Genomic DNA, 21304 nt, shown 5'->3' with positions numbered 1-21304 from the left:
CCTTTTCTCTATACGAAAAGTATATAAAACTACTTTTTCTTAGTATGCTTTTGTGTAACCTAATAGGTGCTTGCTCCAGTAAGAGTTACTTACAGAACTAATACGTACACCAGTTGCATCTGTTTCTGCACTAATGAACTGACCGTTTCCTAAGTAAACACCCATGTGAGAAGGACCTGATTTATAAGTATTTTGGAAGTATACTAAATCACCTGGTTGTGGATTGCTAGTTTTTGTTTTAGAGCTCCAGTATCCAGCAACTGTTTGACGAGCGCCTTTATGACCAGTTTGATTTAATACGTAGTGAATGAATCCACTGCAGTCAAAACCAGCAGGTGTTGTACCAGCAGTTCTGTATGGTGAACCATTTAAAGATCTAGCGAATCCAGCGATTGAAGATGTATCTCCACCTGTTGTTGGTTTTTGTACGTCTTTACCTGGTTGTTGAACGTTATTTGTAACGTTATTGTTATTGTTATTTGTAACGTTGTTTACTCCGCCTTTTACAAACTTAACGAAGTCTGCACTTACGTAACCCGTGCGGCCGTTATGGTTAATTTTGTACCAGCCATTTTCAGCGTCAGTAACGTTTAGTACTTTACCATTTGTTACTCCACCGATTACAGCGTTGTATGTAGCTGGGCCTGTACGTACTTTTAAAGCACCAGTGTTAACAACATAAGAACCACCAGTTTGAACTGTTGTAGTATTGTTGTTTGTAGTTGGTTGTTGTGTTTGGTTAGATACAGCAGAACCACCTTTTGTTACGAAGTCTTTGCTTACGTATCCAGTTCCACCATTGAAGTTGATTTTAAACCAATCTTGTACTTCACCTACAACTTGTACTGTTTTACCTTTGTTTACAGAACCTAATACTGTATGAGATGTACTTGGGCCTGTACGTACGTTAAGTGAAGAAACGTTTACTGTGTAAGTACCTGTTCCTTGTTGAACAGTCGTTCCTGTTTTGCCACCAGTCATTACGAAGTCACCACTTACATAACCTGTTTGACCATTTACGTTTACTTTGAACCAACCGTTTTCTTGTCCAACTACTTGTAGCACTTGACCTGATTTCACTTTAGAAATAACGTTATGTCCTGTACCAGCACCTGAACGAACATTTAATACATCAGCAGTTACTGTGTATTTTAATTCAGAAGTTGTTTCTACAGTTTTTGTTTCAGTTACAGTCGTTTGAGTTTGAGTTTGTCCATTAATTTCTTTTAGCGCTTCATTTGAAACTTGTGCATGAGCAGAATCCATTCCTGGAACTGCAACGCCAGCTACAGAAGCTGCTGCTAAACCTGCAATTACTTTTTTCATAAGTTGTCTTTACTTCCTTTCCCTACTATCCTCTTAAAAAAAACTTAAAACTTTAATACTTTACAATATTATCAAAGTAAAATATTCATCCAGTTCCATTTTTTAGCAAGAGTTTTATTTTTCACACAGAGTTCATTTTAAATGAACAAAGTGAAATCCGTGTGAACTTCATGTGAACTTTATCATTAATTATAGTGTTTTTGCAATTATTTTTTCAAATTTCTTATATATCGCATGAAAATTCGACATTTTATTTAATATCTCAATATAAAACATCCCTTTTCTATCTTCTATAAAAAATTCTATTAACCTAATACAAACCACATTATGTATTTCCTTATAAAGCTCCTTACATGAAGTATACTTTCATCATGACAAAAATCACTCTATTTATCAATAGTATAATATTTTTAGAAAACTAAATTTCTATACTATCTACAATTTTGAAATAATTTGACGAATTGTAAGATTTATTTCACAAAAACCATTTCTCCTTTAAAGAAAACACACACTATACCAACTGTTTTCTTTTCCGATAATGGAATTTATAGGATAATCATAGTATTATATATCATAATAAAACTTTAATTAGTAAAGGTTTTATCCCCCCGCTAATTATTAACCCTCACTACTCGGGCTACCCATTAATGCGGAATTTTATTGGAATAAAAAGAGGAGGCATATTTGTGAGAAATATAATAGATGATCCAATACAAAAAAATATAGAGCTATACTATGCTTTTATTCAATTCGTTTCAATGATAACATTACAAAAAGTATCAGCTATTGAAATACGTAAAAATGAATTAAAAAATCAGATGAAAAATGCTGGACAAAAAAACCCTTATTACGTATAAAAAAGGTGAACAGGTTATATTCCTGTTCACCTTTTATCAAATTATTTTATTTATAAATTTTCACACGGTTTTCTAACGGTTGGAATTCTTTTTCACCAGCATGTACTACCGGTTTACCAAATGGCATTTGCGCAGTGAGCTTCCAATTTGCTGGAACATCCCACTCTTTTCTCACTTCTTCATCAATTAGCGGATTGTAATGCTGCAACGTAGCACCAAACCCTTCAATTTCTAAAGCTGTCCAAATTGCAAATTGTAACATTCCTGATGATTGCTGAGACCAAGTTGGGAAATTATCTTTATATAATGCAAAGTTTGCTTGAAGGCCTTCCACAACTTCACTGTCTTCAAAATATAAAACCGTTCCATAACCACTTTTAAATGCATTCATTTTTTCTTCAGTAGGTGCAAAGTTATTTTCAGGTACAATTTTTCTTAATGTTTCTTTCGTAATATCCCATAATTTATCATGTTGTTCTCCTAATAAAACAACAACGCGAGCACTTTGAGAATTAAAAGCTGAAGGTGTATGTTTTACAGCATGATAAATCACTTCTTGAATTTTTTCATCAGAAACTACTTGCTCTTTACTAATTGCATAAATAGATCTTCTGTCTTCAATTGCTGAGTAAAAATCTTTTGCCATCATAATTCCCTCCAATTTTCAATTGAGGCTATTTCATATGTATATGTCATATTACGCCCCTCAAACTTATTATTAATAAGCTTATAACTTTATAATATCACAGCAACAAATAAACTCAAATGATAACACTTGTATTTAGAATCTTTTTCCTTTTTAAAGTTAAAATAAAAAGACCGTTTGTTGTTATCTAAAATTAGTAACAACAAACAGTCTTACTTATGTAGCGATCTAGATTCGTATTTTACTTAATTAACTAATCCAAATGCATACGACATTAACTTATTTGTCTCTGTAAAACGTTTTGTTTTACTTGATGTCCCCATGACCACTGTAATAATTCGATTATCACCTTGCTTTGCAGTCCCCGTAAAACAGTATCCTGCGCTATCTGTAAATCCAGTCTTTAGTCCATCCATTCCTTCTATATATAAACTTTTATTATTTTTATTTAACATGTCGTTTGTGCTTATAACATTAATATTATTAAATGCTAGCTGACTTTGACGTAAGTGAGTCACTTCTAATATTTCCGGATAATCTTTTATAAGATGATACGCCAATTGTGCTACATCACCAGCCGTCATTTTTGTTTCACTTCCATCTGGCTCTTGTAATCCAGAAGCATTTGCAAATTTAGCATGTTCCGACATTTTTAACTGTTTCGCTTTTGCATCCATAAGCTGAACGAAATCTTTCTCCGATTTTGCCATATGTTCTGCTAAAGCCACAGCTGAATTATTAGCTGACTCAATCATTAATGCATGATATAAATCTTTAACAGTTAATGTGTCATTAACTTGTACTGGGATTCTCGCTCCCTCTGTTTGTGCCGCCTTCGCACTCATTTTAACTGGATCTTCCCAGCGAACTTTCCCGTTATGTATACTCTCTAGTAGGAGATACGCTGTCATCATCTTAGACATACTAGCCGGTGCAAAAGCTTCATTTTCATTATATTGATAAATAATATCTCCATCACTCGCATCGATAATCATAGCCGCTTTTGCGTTAATTTCTGGTGGGATGTACTTTGGCGGGACTACTTTTTCAGTAAATCCTGCTTTAGGTAGTTCTGCCACTTGCAAAGGTTGTCCTTCTACATTCGCTACGCTCTTTTGATTTCCTTGGAATAAGAACCAACATATCCCTAAAATAATGACTAATAGGACTGTCATCCTTCCCCATTTTAACCGATTCATTTCAAAACTCCTTTAGCAAACCTTTTATACACTCACATTTAACCTTAACAACAATTCCTTTATACAGTCAAGGTAAAAAGTATATTTATTCATATACAGTAATTATTATTTTAATTTGTTTATGTTACACTAATAATACTGAAATATAAGAATATTCAACAATAAAATCTTGTAAATAAACTATTTAATAGAAGGGTTTCATACAAATGCTACTTCCAAAATCATTAAAATATGGAGACACAATTGGGATCTACTCTCCTTCTTCACCAGTAACCTACACTTCCCCAAATAGATTCGGACGAGCAAAATCTTACTTACAACAGAAAGGGTTTCATATATTAGAAGGTTCATTAACAGGTCGATATGATTTTTATCGTTCTGGTAGTATACAAGAGCGTGCTGATGAACTAAATGCCTTGATAAGAAACCCTAATATTTCTTGTATTATGTCAACAATTGGTGGGATGAATTCAAATTCAATATTACCTTATATTGATTATGATGCTTTTCTAAATAACCCTAAAATAATGATTGGATATTCAGATGCAACTGCTTTATTACTAGGAATTTATGCTAAAACAGGAATCCCTACATTTTATGGGCCAGCTCTCGTCCCTTCCTTTGGCGAATTTGAACCTTTTGTTAATTGTACATACAAATATTTTGCAGAAACTTTACTACATGATCAATCTCTTCCTTATCATATAAAACAACCATTATTTTGGTCAGATGAATTTATTAATTGGGAAGAAAAGACGAAGGAGAAAGAACTTCGACCAAACAATTGGATTTCAGTAATTGACGGAAAAGCTACTGGCCGTATTATTGGCGGGAATTTAAACACGATACAAGGAATTTGGGCTAGCCCCTATATGCCACATATTCAAGAAGGCGATATTCTCTTTATTGAGGACAGTTCAAAAGATGCAGCTACTATCGAAAGAAGCTTTTCATTCCTTAAAATTAACGGTGTATTCGATAAAATTTCAGGTATCATTCTTGGAAAACATGAGCAATTTGATGATTGTGGTACAAATCGAAAACCTTTTGAAATACTGTTAGAAGTACTTCAAAATCAAAGAATTCCTTTTCTAGCTGACTTCGATTGTTGCCATACACATCCAATGATCACCATGCCTATTGGTGTTCAAGTAGAGATGGATGCAACAAATAAAACGATACATATTATAGAACCTTGGAAAAAATGAATGCATGGCTTCTATTGTTTTACAATAAAAGCCATGATACTATGTAATTTGGAATGTGAAAGATTAAACAAAATAGGTTCCAATATCTATTATTAGAAAAATTAGGTATAAATATATATTTATATGCAAAAGAGAGTGAATAAATGAAACCAACTATTAAAAATTATGTATTTTTACATGTAGCTTTTTGATATATTCTATCATTATGGTTTACATGAAATGGGCAGCTCAATTCCCAATTGCTTCCACCTAATTTTTGTTACTTATTTCGGACTAGTTGTACTTTTATTCGGATATGCAATGTTATGGCAACAAGTAATTAAACATTTCGAAATTTCAAAAGCATATTCACATCGCGGGATTATTATACTATGGTCAATGCTTTGGTCAGTATTTCTATTTGGAGATACGATTTAGTGGAATCATTTACTTGGTGCAGCTATTATTATCGTTGGTGTAATCGTTTATTGTATCCAATAATAAAAAGCTCCGTTTATCACAAACGGAGCTTTTTACTATTGACCTAAATTTTGCACCTTATCTTTCAAATCTCGAACTTGATCTACGGTCTGCATAAGCTCTGAGTTTTTAAATTGCTCTACATCCACTTTTCCTTCTTCTATCTTTGTCATCGCCGTATCAATTAACGTATTTAACTTTTCGTTATATCCGACGATTTGTTGATGAAGATCCTTTGCTACATCAGGTGGCGTTAATTCATTGAATGCGGGTATATCTTGTTTAATTTCACTAAGCTTCGTTTCTAATTCTTTTCGAGCCTCGCTATCATTAACGGCCTTTTCTGCTAATGCTGGTGCATCGTTTGCAAATGCACTTATTTCATTTACATAGTCTGTCGCCTTTTGAGCATAATCTATGGAGTTCTTTCCTTCTTCCACTATTGAACATCCCATTAAACCAATTGAAACTATAAATACTAATAAAATTGATTTTATTTTCATTTTAGACTCCCTTCGTCTTTATCATTGTCTGTAATTTTCTCTATACATAACTTCTAGCTAAATTGTTTATAACCTTTTTCAAATAGCTATTTATCCTCTTACATGCCCTATTATCGTTACAACATCTATTTCTATATGTACGCTTATAATATCTTCAATTATATCCATATATCCTTGTCCTATAGCTGTTCCATAGTGTAATGTAAGCCCCTTCTTTTCATACACTGACTTTGGCACTGAAAAAATAAATCTCCTCAAGTTTCTTTCATCAGCTGGTTCCATAATTAAAACAATCCCATCCTCATCAAACATATACGCTCGCCCTCCAACTTTACATTCACTATGGCTCAGTATTGCCTTGGTCAGCAAAATTTAAAACATAATAAGTTAAGATACACTCCGCTCTATCATAAAGTGAAACTTTAATTAGCCCTCACCAGTCGAATCTTTACCAGCAAATAGCGGGATAAAAATAAAAAGCATTCATTCTTTTTTGTTAAGAATGAATACTTTTTAAAAAATCAATTTCTAACTCTAGCATCTTTTTTTGACGAGGTTTTACTTTCCTTACGGGAACTCCAGCGTAAATATACCAATCATCTAAACTCTCTTTTACCATACTCATCGCGCCGACTGCCGTTCCTTCTCCTACCGTTACATTTGGAAAAATAATAGAATTAGCACCAATAATCACATGTTTTTTTAAAATAACTTTTTCTGCTTTCACATTCCTATATTGATTCGGGACGGTTGGCCCCATTAATGTATTTCCACTGAAATCATCAAGTACTGCATATACGATTGTTTTAGCTGAGATGTTTGCAAAATCATGCATTTCAATCCCAACTTCCCCTCCATATAACGCTGTATACGCTGATATGTGCGAATAACTTCCAATTGTGATTTTACCACTTAAAATGCAAAAATCATCAATTCTTACATGATTGCCAACTGATATAGCACTCGGATTATATATACTTGCTTTTTTACTAACCAATACATTTTTCCCAACAGATAAAAATCCAATTTTCTTTAGTTCTTCTTGACTATAAAAACTATTCATCTACCGACACCACCTTCTGCTCTAAACAGATTACAATTTGCTCTACTAGTTCTTTCGTCATTCCTTCCCATAAAGGTAAACTTACGATTCGTTTTGCTATTTTATTCGTTTTTGTTAAATCTGTAGACTTATAGTTTTTAAAAAGAACTTGTTGGTGGCAAGATGGTGAAAAGTATAATCTAGCTTCTATTTTCTGTTTTTTCAGTTCTTCTATTACTTGTATGTTGCGAACTTCTTCTGGACAAATGATAGGCATAAATTGGTGAATAACTGCTTCTGTCTTTTGGACATTCCACCCTTTTTTCATTAGCCTAGTATTTTGTAACAACTGTTTATACCATTCAGAAATACGGGTGCGTTCTTTTAATTTTTGATCCCACTTTTTTATAGTCGCAATCCCAATAGCTGCTGCGTATTCAGACATTTTACAATTAAACCCCATCATCGTGCATTCACGATTTTTATCAAATCCGAAATTCCCCATTCTTTTAATACGTTGTATATCTTCTTCGTTTTTACTATATATGAGCCCTCCTTCACCAATTCCGAACGGCTTTGTTGCATGAAAGCTATATACGATCATTCCACTAAAATCTTGACCGTAATGCATCCCTCCATTCATTAATCCAAATCCCGGCGCCGCATCTACGACAACCGGAATCCCCTTCTTCTCTAATTCTTCATATTCTTCTAAGTTCATCCATGATCCAAAGGTGGCGTACGGGACAACAATCGCAACCTCTTCTTTTAATTCTTCTATCTTATCCAAAAGTACCGTTTTATCCATATACCAATCATCTATTGAAATATCAATAAAGTAAGGTTCCAATCCACACCAAATAGCGGCTAAGGCAGTCGCAGGGAATGTAAAGCTAGGCATGAGAGCATACTTTCCCTTTCTTCTTTTCTTTAGTTGAATAGCCGCCATTAACCCTAACGTTGCGTTTGCTACTGTTGTAACAGCTCCCCTGTTTTGAAAAAATGACGACATAATTGTTTCCTCAAAACGTTGATTTATAGGTCCATAATTCGTATATATGTGAGATGTATCAATTTCCTTCAATTCGTCCAAATACTCACTTACAGGTACAGTTGAAGCACGTAAAAAAGGAATATTCTCCATATCTATCTATTCCTTCCTATCATTTTCGGACAATATAGAGCATATCTGTTTCAGATAATCCAAATTTCCTAGCACTTTTCATTCCTTGTTTTTCCGCTATGTTATATAATTCTACCTTAAATCCTGCATTCATTAATCGTTGAATAAATCCCGATTGATTGTAAATTCTCACATGATCTTCTTGACCAAAAGCTAATTTCCTCAATTGTGGTGTTACAATTAATTCATTCTCTATAATAAAATCTACATTCATTACGATTGGTACTTGAATAATTCCCCATCCATTTGGCTTTAACACTCTATATAACTCTCGCATTGCTTTGTCATCATCAGGAACGTGTTCTAATACATGGCTACATAATATTACATCAAAAGTATTACTATCATATGTAATTCTTGTAACATCAATTTCCTTCATTAATGGATCCTTTGGTTCTAAGTCACCACATACATACGTAATATTTTTATACTCGTTAAACCAATCTCTTAACTTTGCTTCAGGTGCAATATGAAGCATTGTATAGTTTCTATTTAACAAGTCCGTTTCCGTTTCAATGTACGCACGGTACAATCTTTCACGATCCATCGAATTACAAACTGGACATATCCCTGTATCTTTATTCCACATTTCAAATTTATATTTCGGAAAATCATAATGTGCTGGCCAAGGTGAAAATTTTTCAAATTGTTGATTGCAATATTGACAATAACAACATTCTTTCTCGAACATATGAGCAACTAACTTGTTTAAGCCTTTTTTTATCTTTTCATTATAAATTTGATCTAGTTCGCCATTTCTTACTGCATCCTTAACTATAAATCCCGCATTTTCTAAACAATAAGATAAACTCTCTTTATACTCACTTTCGGAGCTTAAAAACCCACTATTATATGCATCTATAATTAATTCAATCCACTCTTCAATTGTCATTAAAATAAAATGCATTTGTTTTTGATTTTGTCCACTATGCTGTCTAAAATAACTAAGAGGTTCATGTATATAAACTACTTTTCCTTTCCTCATCATATCTAGCCAAGTTGCAATGTCATTAATAGCAGAATAAGCCTTTCCTTTAAAATATCCAAACTTCCCGTCAAACAAATTCCGATTAAACAAAACAGTTGTCGGCTCACCAACTACATTTTTCAAGTTTTTTAACATATAATTCCCTAATTCTTTTCCTTCAAAAAGTGTAGTTTCTTTCGCGATTTTCATATTTAATGTTGAAGGTGGTAATATCTCTCCATTCTCATCAATCAGTTCACGATATGACGTCACAAATGAAATATTTTCTAACGCCAAAAAGTATTTCATCATTCTCTCGATCTTTTCATGATGAAATAAATCATCATCTAATAAAAAGTTTATATAGTCCCCATTCGCAAGTTCTACACACTTATTAAAGTTTTCGGCAACTAACGGCGTTTCATTTTTTACATATGTAATACACTCATATTCACGTAAGTACGGTTGAATCATAGCATTGACTTCATTATTTGTACTGTCGTCAGAAATAATAATTTCAATATTTTCATATGTTTGATTCAAAGCGCTGTTGAGTGCTAATTCCAAGTAATAAGGTCTATTGTATGCAGGAATAAGTATACTTACTTTCGGTAAAGAAGAATTATTATTTATATGTTGTTTTTTCTTTTCTATGTTTATTTTCTTCGCTCTAATTTTTTGGTAATAGTCTAATGTATATAATATTGATGATGGAACTATCCTTCTTGCATAATCTAGAAAATTAGTTATCGCTTTGTCTAACTCTTTTTCAGTGGATAAGAAACCATATTGTTCTCCTGCTATAATACTGTGTGAAAAATCTTCTAACCCATCCATCATTTTATTAGATTCATTTAACTGTTGATCTGGATGTAATCGAAAGTAACTAAGTGTCTCTGCTATATATACAGCTTTTCCTTTACTTAATAAAGATAACCATGAAGCTATATCTACGTTACATAAATACCGCCTCTTATCAAAAATCCCAAACGGTTCTTGTAAATCATTTTTACGAAATAAAACTGTTGTCGGTTCTCCAATATAATTTTTTTGATCCACAATTACCTTATTTCCTAATTCTGTTCCCGCTATAATGGTATCCTCTTCAAATAAACGGACAGTCGAATAAATATGTCGTAGCTCTTTCCCTTTATCATCAATGACTTGACGATGAGATGTTACAAGCTTAATTTCATTATCTAAATCATCGAAAAAATACTTCATCATTTTTTCAATTTTATTCACATGAAATACATCATCATCCATTAAAAAATTTATATATTCACCGTTCGCTTCATTAAATAACATTAGCGCATTTTCAAATTGTCCGAGAGTTGATCTATTTTTTATATAAATAATATTTGAATGATCACATAAGTATTTTTGTAACACTTTTTCTGTTTCATCATTCGTGCTGTCATCTCCAACTATAATTTCTATATTAGGGTACGTTTGTTCTAACACACTACATAGCGCCTTTTCAAAGTAACGAGGACGATTATACGTAGGAATTAATACACTTACCAATGGAAGTTGCTCTACCACCTCTTCAGTTCTTTCAATACGAGTTCTCATTTTAACTCTCTCACCTCTTCGCATATTATTTATATACGCGACACAAAAATCACATTACTTTAACTGTATGGAGCCTATATACTTTTATGCAAACATGAAACAAAATATCATACTTTTCGTTCCTGAATAAACATATTTAATAAAGCGGACATTTTATTTGCACCTTTTTTATTCATATGATCACTATCATAAAAATCAGCCTCACAAAATAATGGCGAATCAAATAGGTCTATGATTTGAAAAGAATATTGAGTTTGAAACTCATTTATAACTTTATAAAAATCTTCTTTTAATTTCTTACTACTACAATTGAAATAATGTGAAGTAACAGGGAATACAACAATTAATGGCTTTATATCGTTTTTCAACAGTAATTCTAAATATTTCTTAAAAATCATTTTATTTTCAACTAAAGTATGAGGATACACCAATTTAGTATGTGAAGCTGCTCTTATTTTCCCGTGTTCTTCAAAAGGAATATGAAGAGAAGTAGTATTCCATTCAGCATTTATCCAAGGCAGTATCAATGATTCATCTTTTAGTTCGTCTAATAAAATATATTCAAAATGCAAATTAAAAATAGAAAGAAGTGGTTTCGGAGTATTTAGATGTGAGAATCCATCAGTGGGTAGAGGAGAGTGAACTACAGTATGATGACCATCTTGAAACAATGGATAATATACTTTGTGAATTCTATATGATTCAGATGATAACGACATATCAAAGTAAAACGAGAAATAGGCTATTCCTATTAAACAATATTGAAATGAATGATTGTTTGATAAAAGTTGTGACGCTATTAAATAATCATAGTATAGATCTTGCGATGGAAGTGTTAATTTTATTGACTTTTTTGAGAGAAGCTCCGTACTTATGCCACAATGTGGATAAGACAAACCGGTAGCAAACAATTCATACGTCGGATCACTCTTTGCTTTTTTCATAGAAATGTATAAAGACATAAGATCCGGATTTATTTGATAGATAGAAATTAATTTATCCTTCCATTCATACATGTATTTTGTTAAATTAATAATTTTTGAACTTTGCACGCCCCTATTTATCAAGTCATTTGTAAGTTTTTCTGCGTCCACTCTCCAAATGACTATATATTGAAAAGAACTTTCTATACGAACAACATTTGAAACGTCTACAACATGAACTATTGTTTTACATTTATTTTTGTCTAACGTATTTCGAATCCTATCCCCTGATAATTCATCACTTAAAACAATGATTTTATATTGCTCCTTCATGTACATCCCCTCCATTATATGTATAATATGAAATTCATTTTTAATTCGTAACAATCATATACACCTTCAATCTAACAAAAAAATAGCTCCACCATTAGGCGTAGCTATTTTTACAATTATTGCTTATTCAAATCATATTCCTTTATCTAACTCATAAAGTTTACGATACTTTTCATTTTCTTTCAGAAGTTGTTTATGACTACCTTGCATGACAATTTGGCCACGATCAAGGAATATAACTTCGTCTACATGTTCTATTCCTACAAGATGGTGCGTAATCCAAATAACCGTCTTTTCTTCCGTTGCAGAAAACATTGTTTCAATTAAAGACAATTCTGTTTTTGGATCTAAACCGATAGTCGGTTCATCAAGTACAATAATTGGTGTTTCTTGCATAAGAGTTCTAGCAAAAGCAACTCTTTGTCTTTCCCCACCAGAAAACCGCTTTCCCATTTCATGCATTTTTGTTTGTAATCCGTCTGGAAGAGAAGTAACATGTGAAGCTAGTTGTGCTTTCTCTAAAGCTTTCCATATCTCTTCATCCGTCGCCTCTGGTTTGCCAATTCGTACATTATTTCCAATTGTCGTATCAAACAAATGCGGCTTTTGATTTAATACAGAAATATATTTAGATAAAAGATTCGTATGAGCTCGTTCACCATTCAATACAACTTGGCCATTTACTGGGCTTAACGCCCCTGTTAACAATTTTAGTAAAGTAGATTTCCCTGTGCCACTTCTCCCTAAAACAGCAATTTTCTTCCCTGCTTTTATTTGTAATGATACATCTTTTAATACAATCTCATTACTATCTGGATAACTATACGATACGTGATTCAGTTCAATATCTACATGTTTTGGTTCAATATAATCTTTCTCTCCATGCAAATCCGTTTCATCATGTAAAACACTATCACTTTCTACGCCATTAAGACGATGGGTAGATTCTACATACGACGGTATTCGATCGATGGCATCTGCAATAGGAATAAGCGCGTTCGTTACAGATAAAGTCATTAATACGAAAGCTGCGATAACTGTAGGAGCAATTTGTTCACTTGCCGCTTCATTACCAGTCCATATGATCATCGAAATAACTACAATACCTACTACTAATTGAATGATACTGTCCCGAATATGATACCAGCGTTTCACTCTCTTTTCGATTTTTAACAACTGATCATTTTGTTTTACATACTCATTAATAAATTCATCTTTACGACCACTTGCTTGCCAATCAGATAATCCAAAAACAGCATCTGTCAGTTGTTGATACAAACGGTTTCTTCCTTGCTTTAAAGTAACATGATGTTTCTTCATCAAAAGTAATGATACAAACGGAAGAAGAAAAACGATAATAGCTAACATACAACCTACAATAAGTGCAAAAACAAAATCAAATGCACCGATAACAAGTACGAAGATACTATAAACAACTAGCGCTAATATGCTAGGAAATATTGTACGTAAATATAGGTTTTGCAAATGCTCTATATCTTCGGATAACACTCCTAACATATCACCCGTTTGAAATCGAGAACGGAAAAATAACGCCTGTGGTTCTACTATTCTATATAGCCTCGTTCTCATTTTTTCTAATATACGTAGTACGACATCATGTCCAACTAAGCGCTCTATATAATGAAATACAGCTTGCCCTATACTAAACGCTCTTGTTGCAACAATAGGAACATATACAGCCATTACATTTTCTGGTCTAAGGGCAGATTTTGAGATCAAATAACCTGAAATAAAAAGTAACATCGCTCCTGAACTAACTCCAAGAAGACCAAGGAAAATAGTTAAAGTCATTCTACCTTTATTTTGTTTTATATAAGGTTTAACCCAGTTACTCATTTCTCTCCCCTCTCTTCCCTATGAAAATGTAATGTCTCATTCTCTAAAAGTTCTTCATACGTCCCACTTTCTTTCATTTCCCCTTTATTTAAAATAAGAATATGGTCCATTTGTTTCATCCAATGTAGACGGTGGGTTGCTAAAAATACTAACTTTCCATTAAATAGACGTAACATCGCTTGCTTTATTTCAAATTCGGTTTCAATATCAAGATGTGCCGTAGGCTCATCTAATAAAATGATTGGTTTTTTACTTAAAAGCGCACGCGCCATAGCAACACGCTGTTCTTGTCCGCCACTTAGCATACGTCCACCTTCCCCAATTCTTTCGTGCATCCCATTTGGAAGTGATGTAACGAGTGAACGAAGGCCGACTTCATTAATAACTCTTTCAACTTCTTCATCTGTTGCATTTGTTTCATAAAAACGAATGTTATCCTTTAATGAAAGCGGAAAAATATAAGGTTGCTGCGGAATATAAGCGATATTTTTTTGCCAATCTTCACGAGTAGATCCATCAACTTCTAGACCATTTACTAACATCTTTCCACTCGAAGGAGATAAAAAACCTGCTAATACGTCGATTAACGTCGATTTGCCTGCACCACTTTCACCAATAACACCAATAGCACCGTTACCTTCCCAAGTAAAATTAATCCTTTCTAATATAGCCTTTTCAGATTCAGTATTATTAACTTTGATATCTTGTAATTTCAAGCTACTAGAGGCATTCCATACTATGTCTTCGTTTAAATCTTTCTTTTGTATTCCTTTTTGTTGTTGCAAAATCTCTTCTATTTGCTCCATCGCAATTTGTCCATCTAATGTCGCATGATAATTTGCTCCCACTTGTTTAATCGGCAGAAAATATTCCGGAGCTAAAATCAAAATTGTAAGGGCTGGTAATAGTATAATCGTTCCATCTATTAAACGTATCCCTAATCCAACTGCCACAAACGCGATTGATAAACTCGTAAAGAAATCTAATGCAAAAGAAGAAAGAAAAGCAACTCGCAAAGTACGCATCGTTGCTTTTCTATACCTTTTACTTACTTTTTCAATCTTTCCTTCGTGCTGTTCACTTTTCCCTAAATACTTTAATGTTTCTAAACCTTTTAACGTATCTACAAAATGGTTCGAAAGTACACGATATATCTCGTACTGACTATCTGCCATTTTTTGCGCTGCTAATCCGAGAAGAATCATAAATATGATCACGATAGGAATCGTTACAACTAAAATGATTCCAGACTCAATATCTAGCGTAAAAACGTATAGTGCAATTAGACCTGGAACGATGCTACTTCTAATCATTTTAGGAATCGTTAATTCAATATATGTTTTAAATTTCTCAATCCCTTCAATTGATAAGGTAACCAGATGACCAGTTCCAACAGTTTGAACATACCTTGGACCTAATGTGAAATATGCCTCTATTAGTTGTTTTCTTAGTAACGACCCTGTTTTTTCAGCAAAACGTTCCACTAATATTTGTGATGTTCGAACTACTATGTGACGCGCTGCAAACGCGATACCAAAATAAACAATTTCACTTAATATTGTTTGTACTGTCTCTCCATGAAATAAAAACGTAATAGCTCGTGCTAAAAAGATTGTTTGCGCAATAATACTAAAAGCTTCTAAAATACTAATAATCGTTAACGCTACATATAAAATACGGCTACCGGGATAAGACGGAAGTCCTCTTTTTCTTTTCATTAGTACTCCAAATCGTTGTCTGACTTAACAGGTTGTCTAAATACATAATAACTCCATATTTGACTTCCGATAACGAAAGGCAAAATAGCAATCGCAAAGTAAGTCATAAGTTTTAATGCATAAGCTCCTGATGCTGCGTTGTAAATTGTCAAATCATTCATTGCTCCTAAAGAGCTAATCATAACACGTGGGAACATACCGATAAATACACTCGCACTTAGTAAAATGATTGTTAAACTCGTCATAAAGAAAGCCCAACCATCTCTTCTTCTTTTATTTAATAAAGTGGACACTAATAGTGCTACAAAAGCTCCGATTGGCACCATAATCCATTCTGTTCCATGAGCAGTGAAAATGTCGGTTTTCCATAACCCCACACCAGCAAAAACAAGAAGTGTAATTAATGAAAATGGTGCAATTTTTATTGCAGCAATTCGTGCACGTTCTCTCAATTTACCAGTTGTACGTATCGTAAGAAATTGTAATCCGTGAACAATACATAGCAGGAGAAACATTACTCCTCCAAGTAACGCAAATGGATGAAGTAATTGCAAGAATCCACCTACAACATTTTTACTCTCATCAATAGGTACACCTACCATAAAGTTTGCAATCGCAACTCCCCAAAGGATAGGAGGTAACATACTTCCAATAAACATCCCCCAATCCCATGCACTCTTCCATTTATGATTATCTATTTTCGCGCGAAATTTAAAAGAAACACCTCTTAAAATTAAAGCAAGAAGCATAAATACAAATGGAATATAAAAACCACTAAATAAAGTTGCATACCAGTGCGGAAATGCTGCAAACATCGCTCCGCCAGCACAAACAAGCCATACTTCATTCGCGTGCCAGAACGGTCCTATTGTATTTAAGTAAACTCGTTTTTCAAAATCATTCTTTCCTAAAAACCTCGAAACCATTCCTACCCCAAAGTCGAAACCTTCCAGTACAAAGAATCCAACAAATAAGATTGCAATAACTAAAAACCATAACTCATTAAGAGATAACATACTCTTCCTCCTTATCAAATGGATCATGGCTTTGATAATCCTTTTTCGTTTTCTTATTCTTGTGGCCCTTAATGGTACGAACAAATAAGTACACACAAATTCCACCCATAATTAAATACATTGATGTGAATGAAATAAGTGAGAATAATACTTCACCGAATGTTACATTTGGTGATACAGCATCTTCTGTTTTCATTACACCAAATACAACCCAAGGTTGACGACCCATTTCAGTCATAATCCACCCTACTGTATTACCGATGAATGGAAGAGAAATTGCATACACCATTAATTTTAAATACCACGTTTTTTCCGCTAAACGATCTTTTCTTGATAAGAACCATCCGTAAGCTCCTAGAAGAAGCATGAATGTTCCACTCATTACCATCGCTCTAAAACTCCAAAACATTGTATGCACTGGAGGAATATAATCTCCAGGTCCATATTTTTCCTCATATTGTTTTTGAATTTGATTCATCCCTTCAACTTGACCGCTAAACTTATCATACGATAATAGACTTAGCATATAAGGGATTTGAATTTCAAACGAATTTTCTTTCTTCTCTGTATCAATTTTCGAAAATACTGTAAATGGTGCTGGATCCTCACTTGTATTCCATAGCGCTTCGGCTGCCGCCATCTTCATTGGATGTGTCTTAATTAATTGTTGCGCTTGTGCATGACCGAAGAATAATACAAGCGCCGTTGTAATTGTTCCAACAATGATAGAAATTCGGAAAGATTTTTTAAATACTACAGTTTCTTGTCCTTTTGTAATTTTCCATGCACTTACACCAGCAATAAAGAATGCACCTGTTGCAATTGCCGCTGTAATTGTATGCGGGAATTGTACCCATAGTTGTGGATTTTGAATAATGGCTAAGAAATCATTCATTTGCGCACGACCATCAGCTGCCATTTCATACCCGACAGGTGACTGCATAAATGCACTTGCAGTTAAAATCCAGAATGCTGATAACATCGTTCCAATTGAAAGGAGCCAAATACACATTAAGTGAATTCGCTTCGGTAATTTATCCTCACCGAATACCCATAAACCCAGGAATGTAGACTCAATGAAAAATGCCAGTAATCCTTCAATCGCAAGTGATGGACCAAATACATCACCTACAAAACGTGAATACGTTGACCAGTTCATACCAAACTGGAATTCTTGTAAAATACCTGTTACTACACCTACTGCAAAGTTAATAAGGAATAATTGCGTCCAAAACTTTGCCATCTTCTTATATACTTCTTGCCCTTTTACCACATACAACGTTTGCATGATCGCAATAATAAAAGCTAAACCAATTGACAGCGGAACAAAAAAGTAATGGAAAATCGTTGTTGATGCGAACTGTATTCGTGCCAATTCGAGCGTTTCCATACTAAAATCACTTCCTTCATAGTTTTTATAATAAAAGTTAATTGAGCAATCTTATCAAACTCAATTATTAAGAAATACGAAAAGACAAAAACATTTTGTATGTATTGTCGAAAAATATGAAGTTTCAGTTTTTCAAACTATTGTAATGCTATTTTTTACCTTTTCACTATTTCTGTAGTGTTTTATTCGTTAATCGAATTGTATAATATACCTGCATAGTAAATTCAGGTTATTTTTGACGTATTATTGACATCATTTTGTCTGAAATATGTCTTTTGTCATTTTTTTGAATCAGATTTTTCTCATTAGAAAAATGTGTTTTTTCAATATACTTCTTACTTTTATATCTATAAAACAATCGTTTTTCTCTTCATACACTTGACTTTCACCCGAAAAAATGTCCTCGAAACTACCCTCGATAAATGCTTGTTTTTTGTCAAGAGAAAAATGTATTTTCAAAATTCAAACTCGAAATAATGTTATTCAAAAATAGAAAATAACTTCCCTCTTCTCGACTAAAAGTTCATTTTTTTGTCATTTTTCCAGAATAAATAAAAAAAACTGAAAGTCGATTAGACTCTCAGTTTTTTATTTATTTTGCTGTATGTTTTCTAACGGCTGGTAAAATTTCAGTAGCAATTAATTCAATATTTTTCTCAATTTTATCAAATGGTACACCGCCAAAATCAATTTGTGCCATAAAGCGTTGTTGGCCAAATAATTCATATTGGTAAAGCATTTTCTCAATGATTTGTTGTGGGCTACCAACCATTAAAGCATCACGGTAATCTATTGCATTTGTAAATTGCTGTTTCGGATACCCACCACCGCGCAGTGTAAGCATACCAGCATTAATGTGAGGGTAATATTCACTAAGTGCATCTTGTGAATTTTTTGCCGTATAAAATAAACTCGTTGTCGCAACTGGTAAACTAGCTGGATCAAATCCACTTTGCTGAGCAGCCTCGCGGTAAGCATCTACTGACACTTTAAAGTTAATTGCTGGACCACCAAGTGTTGTTATCATCATTGGCACACCTGCACGTCCTGCTTTAATTGCACTAGCTGGCGGTCCACCAACCGCACGCCAAATTGGTAGGTTATTATTTTTAGCTCTAGGGATAACTGAAGCATGCTCAAGTGGTGCTCTGAACTGCCCATTCCATGTTACATGTTCCTCTTTATTAATTTTTAATAAAAGATCCATCTTCTCTTCAAATAACTCTTCATAATCATTCACATCATAACCAAGTAAACTATATCCTCCAATACGAGATCCACGACCAGCTACGATTTCAGCACGACCATTAGAAATCAAGTCAATGGTAGCGAAATCCTCATATACACGAACTGGGTCAGATGTACTTAATATCGTTGCGGAACTTGCAATTTTTATATTTTTCGTAGCTTGCGCGACCGCACCTAAAATAACTGTATGAGCTTGCGTTGTAAAATGCGTTTGATGACTTTCGCCTACAGCAAACACATCAAGCCCTGCCTCATCTGCTAACTTAGCTGTTTCAATTAGTTCGTGAATTCTTTTTTCTGGCGTAATTTTCTCCCCATTATGTGGATTTAAAACATGATCGCCAATTGAATATAACCCAAACTCAATTCCTTTTCTTGTATCTATACGGTATTTTTCCATAGTTACTCTCCCCTTTAATAATGTAGTATTAGTTTTTCTTCTAAAAACGTTGGTAAGTCAAGTATATCTCCGTATTACCTACCTCATCACTTGATTAGTCAATTGATAAGGTAAAAAAAATTACTCTTGCGGTAATTCTTTTTTTTCGCTATGCTTATGAACTTTCGTCATCAGCTCGTATAATATTTTCTGCTCTTCTTCATTTAATACATCATCAAAAAACGAAGATTGAAATGCAAGTTGCTCTGGCAATGCTCTCTCTAAAGCAGCTTCTCCTTGCTCTGTAAGACTAATTGTTTTCGTTTTCCAATCTTGTTTTCGTACAATATATCCTTCTTTTTCAAGACGAGTTAACATTCGAGAAATGCCACCTTGTGTAACAGTTACCTTTTCAGCTAACTCCATTTGTGTGAGTGGTTGATACGTACGTATTTGCAAAAGCACATCAAATTGAGCTGTCGTTAAATCAAAACGTTTTAAAAACTCATTTGACATTTGATTACTTTGGTTCGTAAATCGTATTAAACGTAACCATATTAATGATCCTATCGTATTATCACGCATGTTTCATCACTTCCTAGCGTTCATCTTACTATCACTTTACTACGCAAGTGATAAAAAAGCAAGATAAAATGTAATAAATATAGCGATAGAGTATTGCATAAATAATGATAAGTAAGAATTCATATAAACATGAATTCTTACTTATCATTATTCTTAACTTTTCATTTCATTCATTACTATATTTAAAGCTGCCATAGCTTTTGGCCAACCAACGTAAAAAGCCATATGTGTTATTAATGCAACCAATTCATTCTCCATAACCCCATTTTGTTTAGCTAGCTTCAGATGAAATTGTAATTGTTCTGTATTACCGAGACTGATTAGTGCTGACACAGTACACAAACTTCTTTCTCTTAATGTTAAAGTGGCATCCCGCCACACTTCCTCAAATAATATCTTTTCACTATAATGAGCAAATGCAGGTGACATTTCTCTCATTTTCTTTTTAATATGTACTTCAATAAGTTCATTTTTCATTTTTTTCTCCCTTTATTTTCACCATTTGTGCTATCCCTTGACCAAATGACCAGTTTTCAGCAGCTGTCTCATTTAGTGTAATAAAAATATCCGAAGTTTTAACGTCGGAATGTTCCGTAATTTTTAGGGAAACCGATTGATACAAATCTTTTTTCTGTTGCACCGTTCTTCCCGGTCCACATGTAATAGAAACATAAATCATATTCTCTGTTCTCTTTTCTCCTCTTTCCAACAAATAATATGGATTATATAAAAATTTGTTTTGTTGGTAAGGTAAGAACATTTGAAAATAATCATTTTCAGGGATGTTAAAATGTTCAATTAATGAAAGATGGATACATTCACCCATTTTTTCCAACTCTTCTTCATTTAATATGTTTTCAGAATAATAAATCTTCACAAAAGGCATAGAC

The 21304-nt window shown here is 33.5% G+C and carries 19 protein-coding genes and 1 pseudogene; 3 read left to right on the top strand and 17 right to left on the bottom strand.

Features of this window, described 5'->3' with window-relative positions; translation table 11 throughout:
- Nucleotides 1-39: 39 nt before the first annotated feature.
- On the bottom strand, nucleotides 40-1326 hold the full coding sequence (gene entFM, locus MHH27_RS09950; protein WP_340942384.1) for an enterotoxin EntFM: 1287 nt from the start codon (nucleotides 1324-1326) through the stop codon (nucleotides 40-42).
- Between the two features lie 686 nt (nucleotides 1327-2012).
- On the opposite strand from entFM, the gene MHH27_RS09945 reads away from it, so the two are divergent.
- The gene (locus MHH27_RS09945; protein ID WP_063547083.1) at nucleotides 2013-2183 is read left to right on the top strand and encodes a hypothetical protein; all 171 of its coding nucleotides are present in this window, start codon (nucleotides 2013-2015) and stop codon (nucleotides 2181-2183) included.
- A 46-nt stretch (nucleotides 2184-2229) separates the two neighbouring features.
- Here MHH27_RS09945 and MHH27_RS09940 read toward each other — a convergent pair whose 3' ends face one another.
- Together MHH27_RS09940 and MHH27_RS09935 are read right to left on the bottom strand one after the other, a co-directional pair.
- Complete coding sequence (locus MHH27_RS09940; RefSeq protein ID WP_002093949.1) at nucleotides 2230-2832, bottom strand: nitroreductase family protein; 603 nt, start codon at nucleotides 2830-2832, stop codon at nucleotides 2230-2232.
- A gap of 242 nt (nucleotides 2833-3074) precedes the next feature.
- Nucleotides 3075-4028, bottom strand: a complete 954-nt coding sequence (locus MHH27_RS09935; RefSeq protein ID WP_001080881.1) for a D-alanyl-D-alanine carboxypeptidase family protein — start codon at nucleotides 4026-4028, stop codon at nucleotides 3075-3077.
- A gap of 206 nt (nucleotides 4029-4234) precedes the next feature.
- Between MHH27_RS09935 and MHH27_RS09930 the strand changes: the two genes are divergently transcribed.
- Both MHH27_RS09930 and MHH27_RS09925 read left to right on the top strand, forming a co-directional pair.
- On the top strand, nucleotides 4235-5236 hold the full coding sequence (locus MHH27_RS09930; RefSeq protein WP_090976228.1) for a S66 family peptidase: 1002 nt from the start codon (nucleotides 4235-4237) through the stop codon (nucleotides 5234-5236).
- Nucleotides 5237-5379: 143 nt separating this feature from the next.
- Nucleotides 5380-5650, top strand: a pseudogene (locus tag MHH27_RS09925) (hypothetical protein); the annotation flags it as partial.
- A 101-nt stretch (nucleotides 5651-5751) separates the two neighbouring features.
- Here MHH27_RS09925 and MHH27_RS09920 read toward each other — a convergent pair.
- The 14 genes from MHH27_RS09920 to MHH27_RS09855 all read right to left on the bottom strand — a co-directional run bounded on the left by MHH27_RS09920 (nucleotide 5752) and on the right by MHH27_RS09855 (nucleotide 21300).
- Nucleotides 5752-6198 (bottom strand): DUF6376 family protein, encoded by a 447-nt coding sequence (locus tag MHH27_RS09920; protein ID WP_000695203.1) that lies wholly within the window; start codon nucleotides 6196-6198, stop codon nucleotides 5752-5754.
- 90 nt (nucleotides 6199-6288) lie between these two features.
- Nucleotides 6289-6510: a hypothetical protein gene (locus MHH27_RS09915; RefSeq protein WP_000459099.1), complete on the bottom strand. Its 222-nt coding sequence runs from the start codon at nucleotides 6508-6510 to the stop codon at nucleotides 6289-6291.
- Nucleotides 6511-6694: 184 nt separating this feature from the next.
- Nucleotides 6695-7261 (bottom strand): acyltransferase, encoded by a 567-nt coding sequence (locus tag MHH27_RS09910; RefSeq protein WP_001084185.1) that lies wholly within the window; start codon nucleotides 7259-7261, stop codon nucleotides 6695-6697.
- On the bottom strand, nucleotides 7254-8384 hold the full coding sequence (locus MHH27_RS09905) for a DegT/DnrJ/EryC1/StrS aminotransferase family protein (protein ID WP_098235575.1): 1131 nt from the start codon (nucleotides 8382-8384) through the stop codon (nucleotides 7254-7256). The genes MHH27_RS09910 and MHH27_RS09905 overlap by 8 nt, the downstream gene beginning before the upstream one ends.
- Nucleotides 8385-8403: 19 nt before the next feature.
- Nucleotides 8404-10965 carry a glycosyltransferase gene (locus tag MHH27_RS09900; RefSeq protein ID WP_070757554.1) on the bottom strand — a complete coding sequence of 854 codons (2562 nt, stop codon included), beginning with the start codon at nucleotides 10963-10965 and terminating at the stop codon, nucleotides 8404-8406.
- 107 nt (nucleotides 10966-11072) lie between these two features.
- On the bottom strand, nucleotides 11073-12221 hold the full coding sequence (locus MHH27_RS09895; RefSeq protein ID WP_340942380.1) for a hypothetical protein: 1149 nt from the start codon (nucleotides 12219-12221) through the stop codon (nucleotides 11073-11075).
- A gap of 132 nt (nucleotides 12222-12353) precedes the next feature.
- The gene (cydC, locus tag MHH27_RS09890; protein WP_065228660.1) at nucleotides 12354-14078 is read right to left on the bottom strand and encodes a thiol reductant ABC exporter subunit CydC; all 1725 of its coding nucleotides are present in this window, start codon (nucleotides 14076-14078) and stop codon (nucleotides 12354-12356) included.
- Nucleotides 14075-15796, bottom strand: a complete 1722-nt coding sequence (gene cydD / locus MHH27_RS09885; RefSeq protein ID WP_065228659.1) for a thiol reductant ABC exporter subunit CydD — start codon at nucleotides 15794-15796, stop codon at nucleotides 14075-14077. The genes cydC and cydD overlap by 4 nt, the downstream gene beginning before the upstream one ends.
- Nucleotides 15796-16812 carry a cytochrome d ubiquinol oxidase subunit II gene (gene cydB / locus MHH27_RS09880; protein WP_000950083.1) on the bottom strand — a complete coding sequence of 339 codons (1017 nt, stop codon included), beginning with the start codon at nucleotides 16810-16812 and terminating at the stop codon, nucleotides 15796-15798. The genes cydD and cydB overlap by 1 nt, the downstream gene beginning before the upstream one ends.
- Nucleotides 16799-18202 (bottom strand): cytochrome ubiquinol oxidase subunit I, encoded by a 1404-nt coding sequence (gene cydA, locus MHH27_RS09875; RefSeq protein WP_000448869.1) that lies wholly within the window; start codon nucleotides 18200-18202, stop codon nucleotides 16799-16801. Before cydA ends, cydB begins: the two co-directional genes overlap by 14 nt.
- 592 nt (nucleotides 18203-18794) lie before the next feature.
- Nucleotides 18795-19850 carry an LLM class flavin-dependent oxidoreductase gene (locus tag MHH27_RS09870; RefSeq protein ID WP_079519245.1) on the bottom strand — a complete coding sequence of 352 codons (1056 nt, stop codon included), beginning with the start codon at nucleotides 19848-19850 and terminating at the stop codon, nucleotides 18795-18797.
- Between the two features lie 120 nt (nucleotides 19851-19970).
- Nucleotides 19971-20414, bottom strand: a complete 444-nt coding sequence (locus tag MHH27_RS09865) for a MarR family winged helix-turn-helix transcriptional regulator (RefSeq protein WP_001205523.1) — start codon at nucleotides 20412-20414, stop codon at nucleotides 19971-19973.
- A gap of 153 nt (nucleotides 20415-20567) precedes the next feature.
- On the bottom strand, nucleotides 20568-20891 hold the full coding sequence (locus tag MHH27_RS09860) for a carboxymuconolactone decarboxylase family protein (protein WP_000787201.1): 324 nt from the start codon (nucleotides 20889-20891) through the stop codon (nucleotides 20568-20570).
- Entirely contained in the window at nucleotides 20881-21300 is a 420-nt protein-coding gene (locus tag MHH27_RS09855; RefSeq protein WP_090976222.1) for a tautomerase family protein, read from the bottom strand. The genes MHH27_RS09860 and MHH27_RS09855 overlap by 11 nt, the downstream gene beginning before the upstream one ends.
- Nucleotides 21301-21304 lie beyond the last annotated feature (4 nt).

Origin of the sequence: Bacillus sp. FSL L8-0152, assembly GCF_038006365.1 — a bacterium.
In the GTDB taxonomy this organism is placed as follows: Bacteria; Bacillota; Bacilli; order Bacillales; family Bacillaceae_G; genus Bacillus_A; species Bacillus_A cereus.
The sequence above is the reverse complement of the archived record's forward strand: the minus strand, read 5'-3'. Positions and strand labels throughout refer to the sequence as shown.

Excerpts from the sequence above, each read along its gene's own strand:
- entFM (WP_340942384.1), bottom strand. The coding sequence starts at position 1,326 with ATGAAAAAAGTAATTGCAGGTTTAGCAGCAGCTTCTGTAGCTGGCGTT.
- MHH27_RS09940 (WP_002093949.1), bottom strand. The coding sequence starts at position 2,832 with ATGATGGCAAAAGATTTTTACTCAGCAATTGAAGACAGAAGATCTATT.
- MHH27_RS09935 (WP_001080881.1), bottom strand. The coding sequence starts at position 4,028 with ATGAATCGGTTAAAATGGGGAAGGATGACAGTCCTATTAGTCATTATT.
- MHH27_RS09930 (WP_090976228.1), top strand. The coding sequence starts at position 4,235 with ATGCTACTTCCAAAATCATTAAAATATGGAGACACAATTGGGATCTAC.
- MHH27_RS09920 (WP_000695203.1), bottom strand. The coding sequence starts at position 6,198 with ATGAAAATAAAATCAATTTTATTAGTATTTATAGTTTCAATTGGTTTA.
- MHH27_RS09915 (WP_000459099.1), bottom strand. The coding sequence starts at position 6,510 with ATGTTTGATGAGGATGGGATTGTTTTAATTATGGAACCAGCTGATGAA.
- MHH27_RS09910 (WP_001084185.1), bottom strand. The coding sequence starts at position 7,261 with ATGAATAGTTTTTATAGTCAAGAAGAACTAAAGAAAATTGGATTTTTA.
- MHH27_RS09905 (WP_098235575.1), bottom strand. The coding sequence starts at position 8,384 with ATGGAGAATATTCCTTTTTTACGTGCTTCAACTGTACCTGTAAGTGAG.
- MHH27_RS09900 (WP_070757554.1), bottom strand. The coding sequence starts at position 10,965 with ATGAGAACTCGTATTGAAAGAACTGAAGAGGTGGTAGAGCAACTTCCA.
- MHH27_RS09895 (WP_340942380.1), bottom strand. The coding sequence starts at position 12,221 with ATGAAGGAGCAATATAAAATCATTGTTTTAAGTGATGAATTATCAGGG.
- cydC (WP_065228660.1), bottom strand. The coding sequence starts at position 14,078 with ATGAGTAACTGGGTTAAACCTTATATAAAACAAAATAAAGGTAGAATG.
- cydD (WP_065228659.1), bottom strand. The coding sequence starts at position 15,796 with ATGAAAAGAAAAAGAGGACTTCCGTCTTATCCCGGTAGCCGTATTTTA.
- cydB (WP_000950083.1), bottom strand. The coding sequence starts at position 16,812 with ATGTTATCTCTTAATGAGTTATGGTTTTTAGTTATTGCAATCTTATTT.
- cydA (WP_000448869.1), bottom strand. The coding sequence starts at position 18,202 with ATGGAAACGCTCGAATTGGCACGAATACAGTTCGCATCAACAACGATT.
- MHH27_RS09870 (WP_079519245.1), bottom strand. The coding sequence starts at position 19,850 with ATGGAAAAATACCGTATAGATACAAGAAAAGGAATTGAGTTTGGGTTA.
- MHH27_RS09865 (WP_001205523.1), bottom strand. The coding sequence starts at position 20,414 with ATGCGTGATAATACGATAGGATCATTAATATGGTTACGTTTAATACGA.
- MHH27_RS09860 (WP_000787201.1), bottom strand. The coding sequence starts at position 20,891 with ATGAAAAATGAACTTATTGAAGTACATATTAAAAAGAAAATGAGAGAA.
- MHH27_RS09855 (WP_090976222.1), bottom strand. The coding sequence starts at position 21,300 with ATGCCTTTTGTGAAGATTTATTATTCTGAAAACATATTAAATGAAGAA.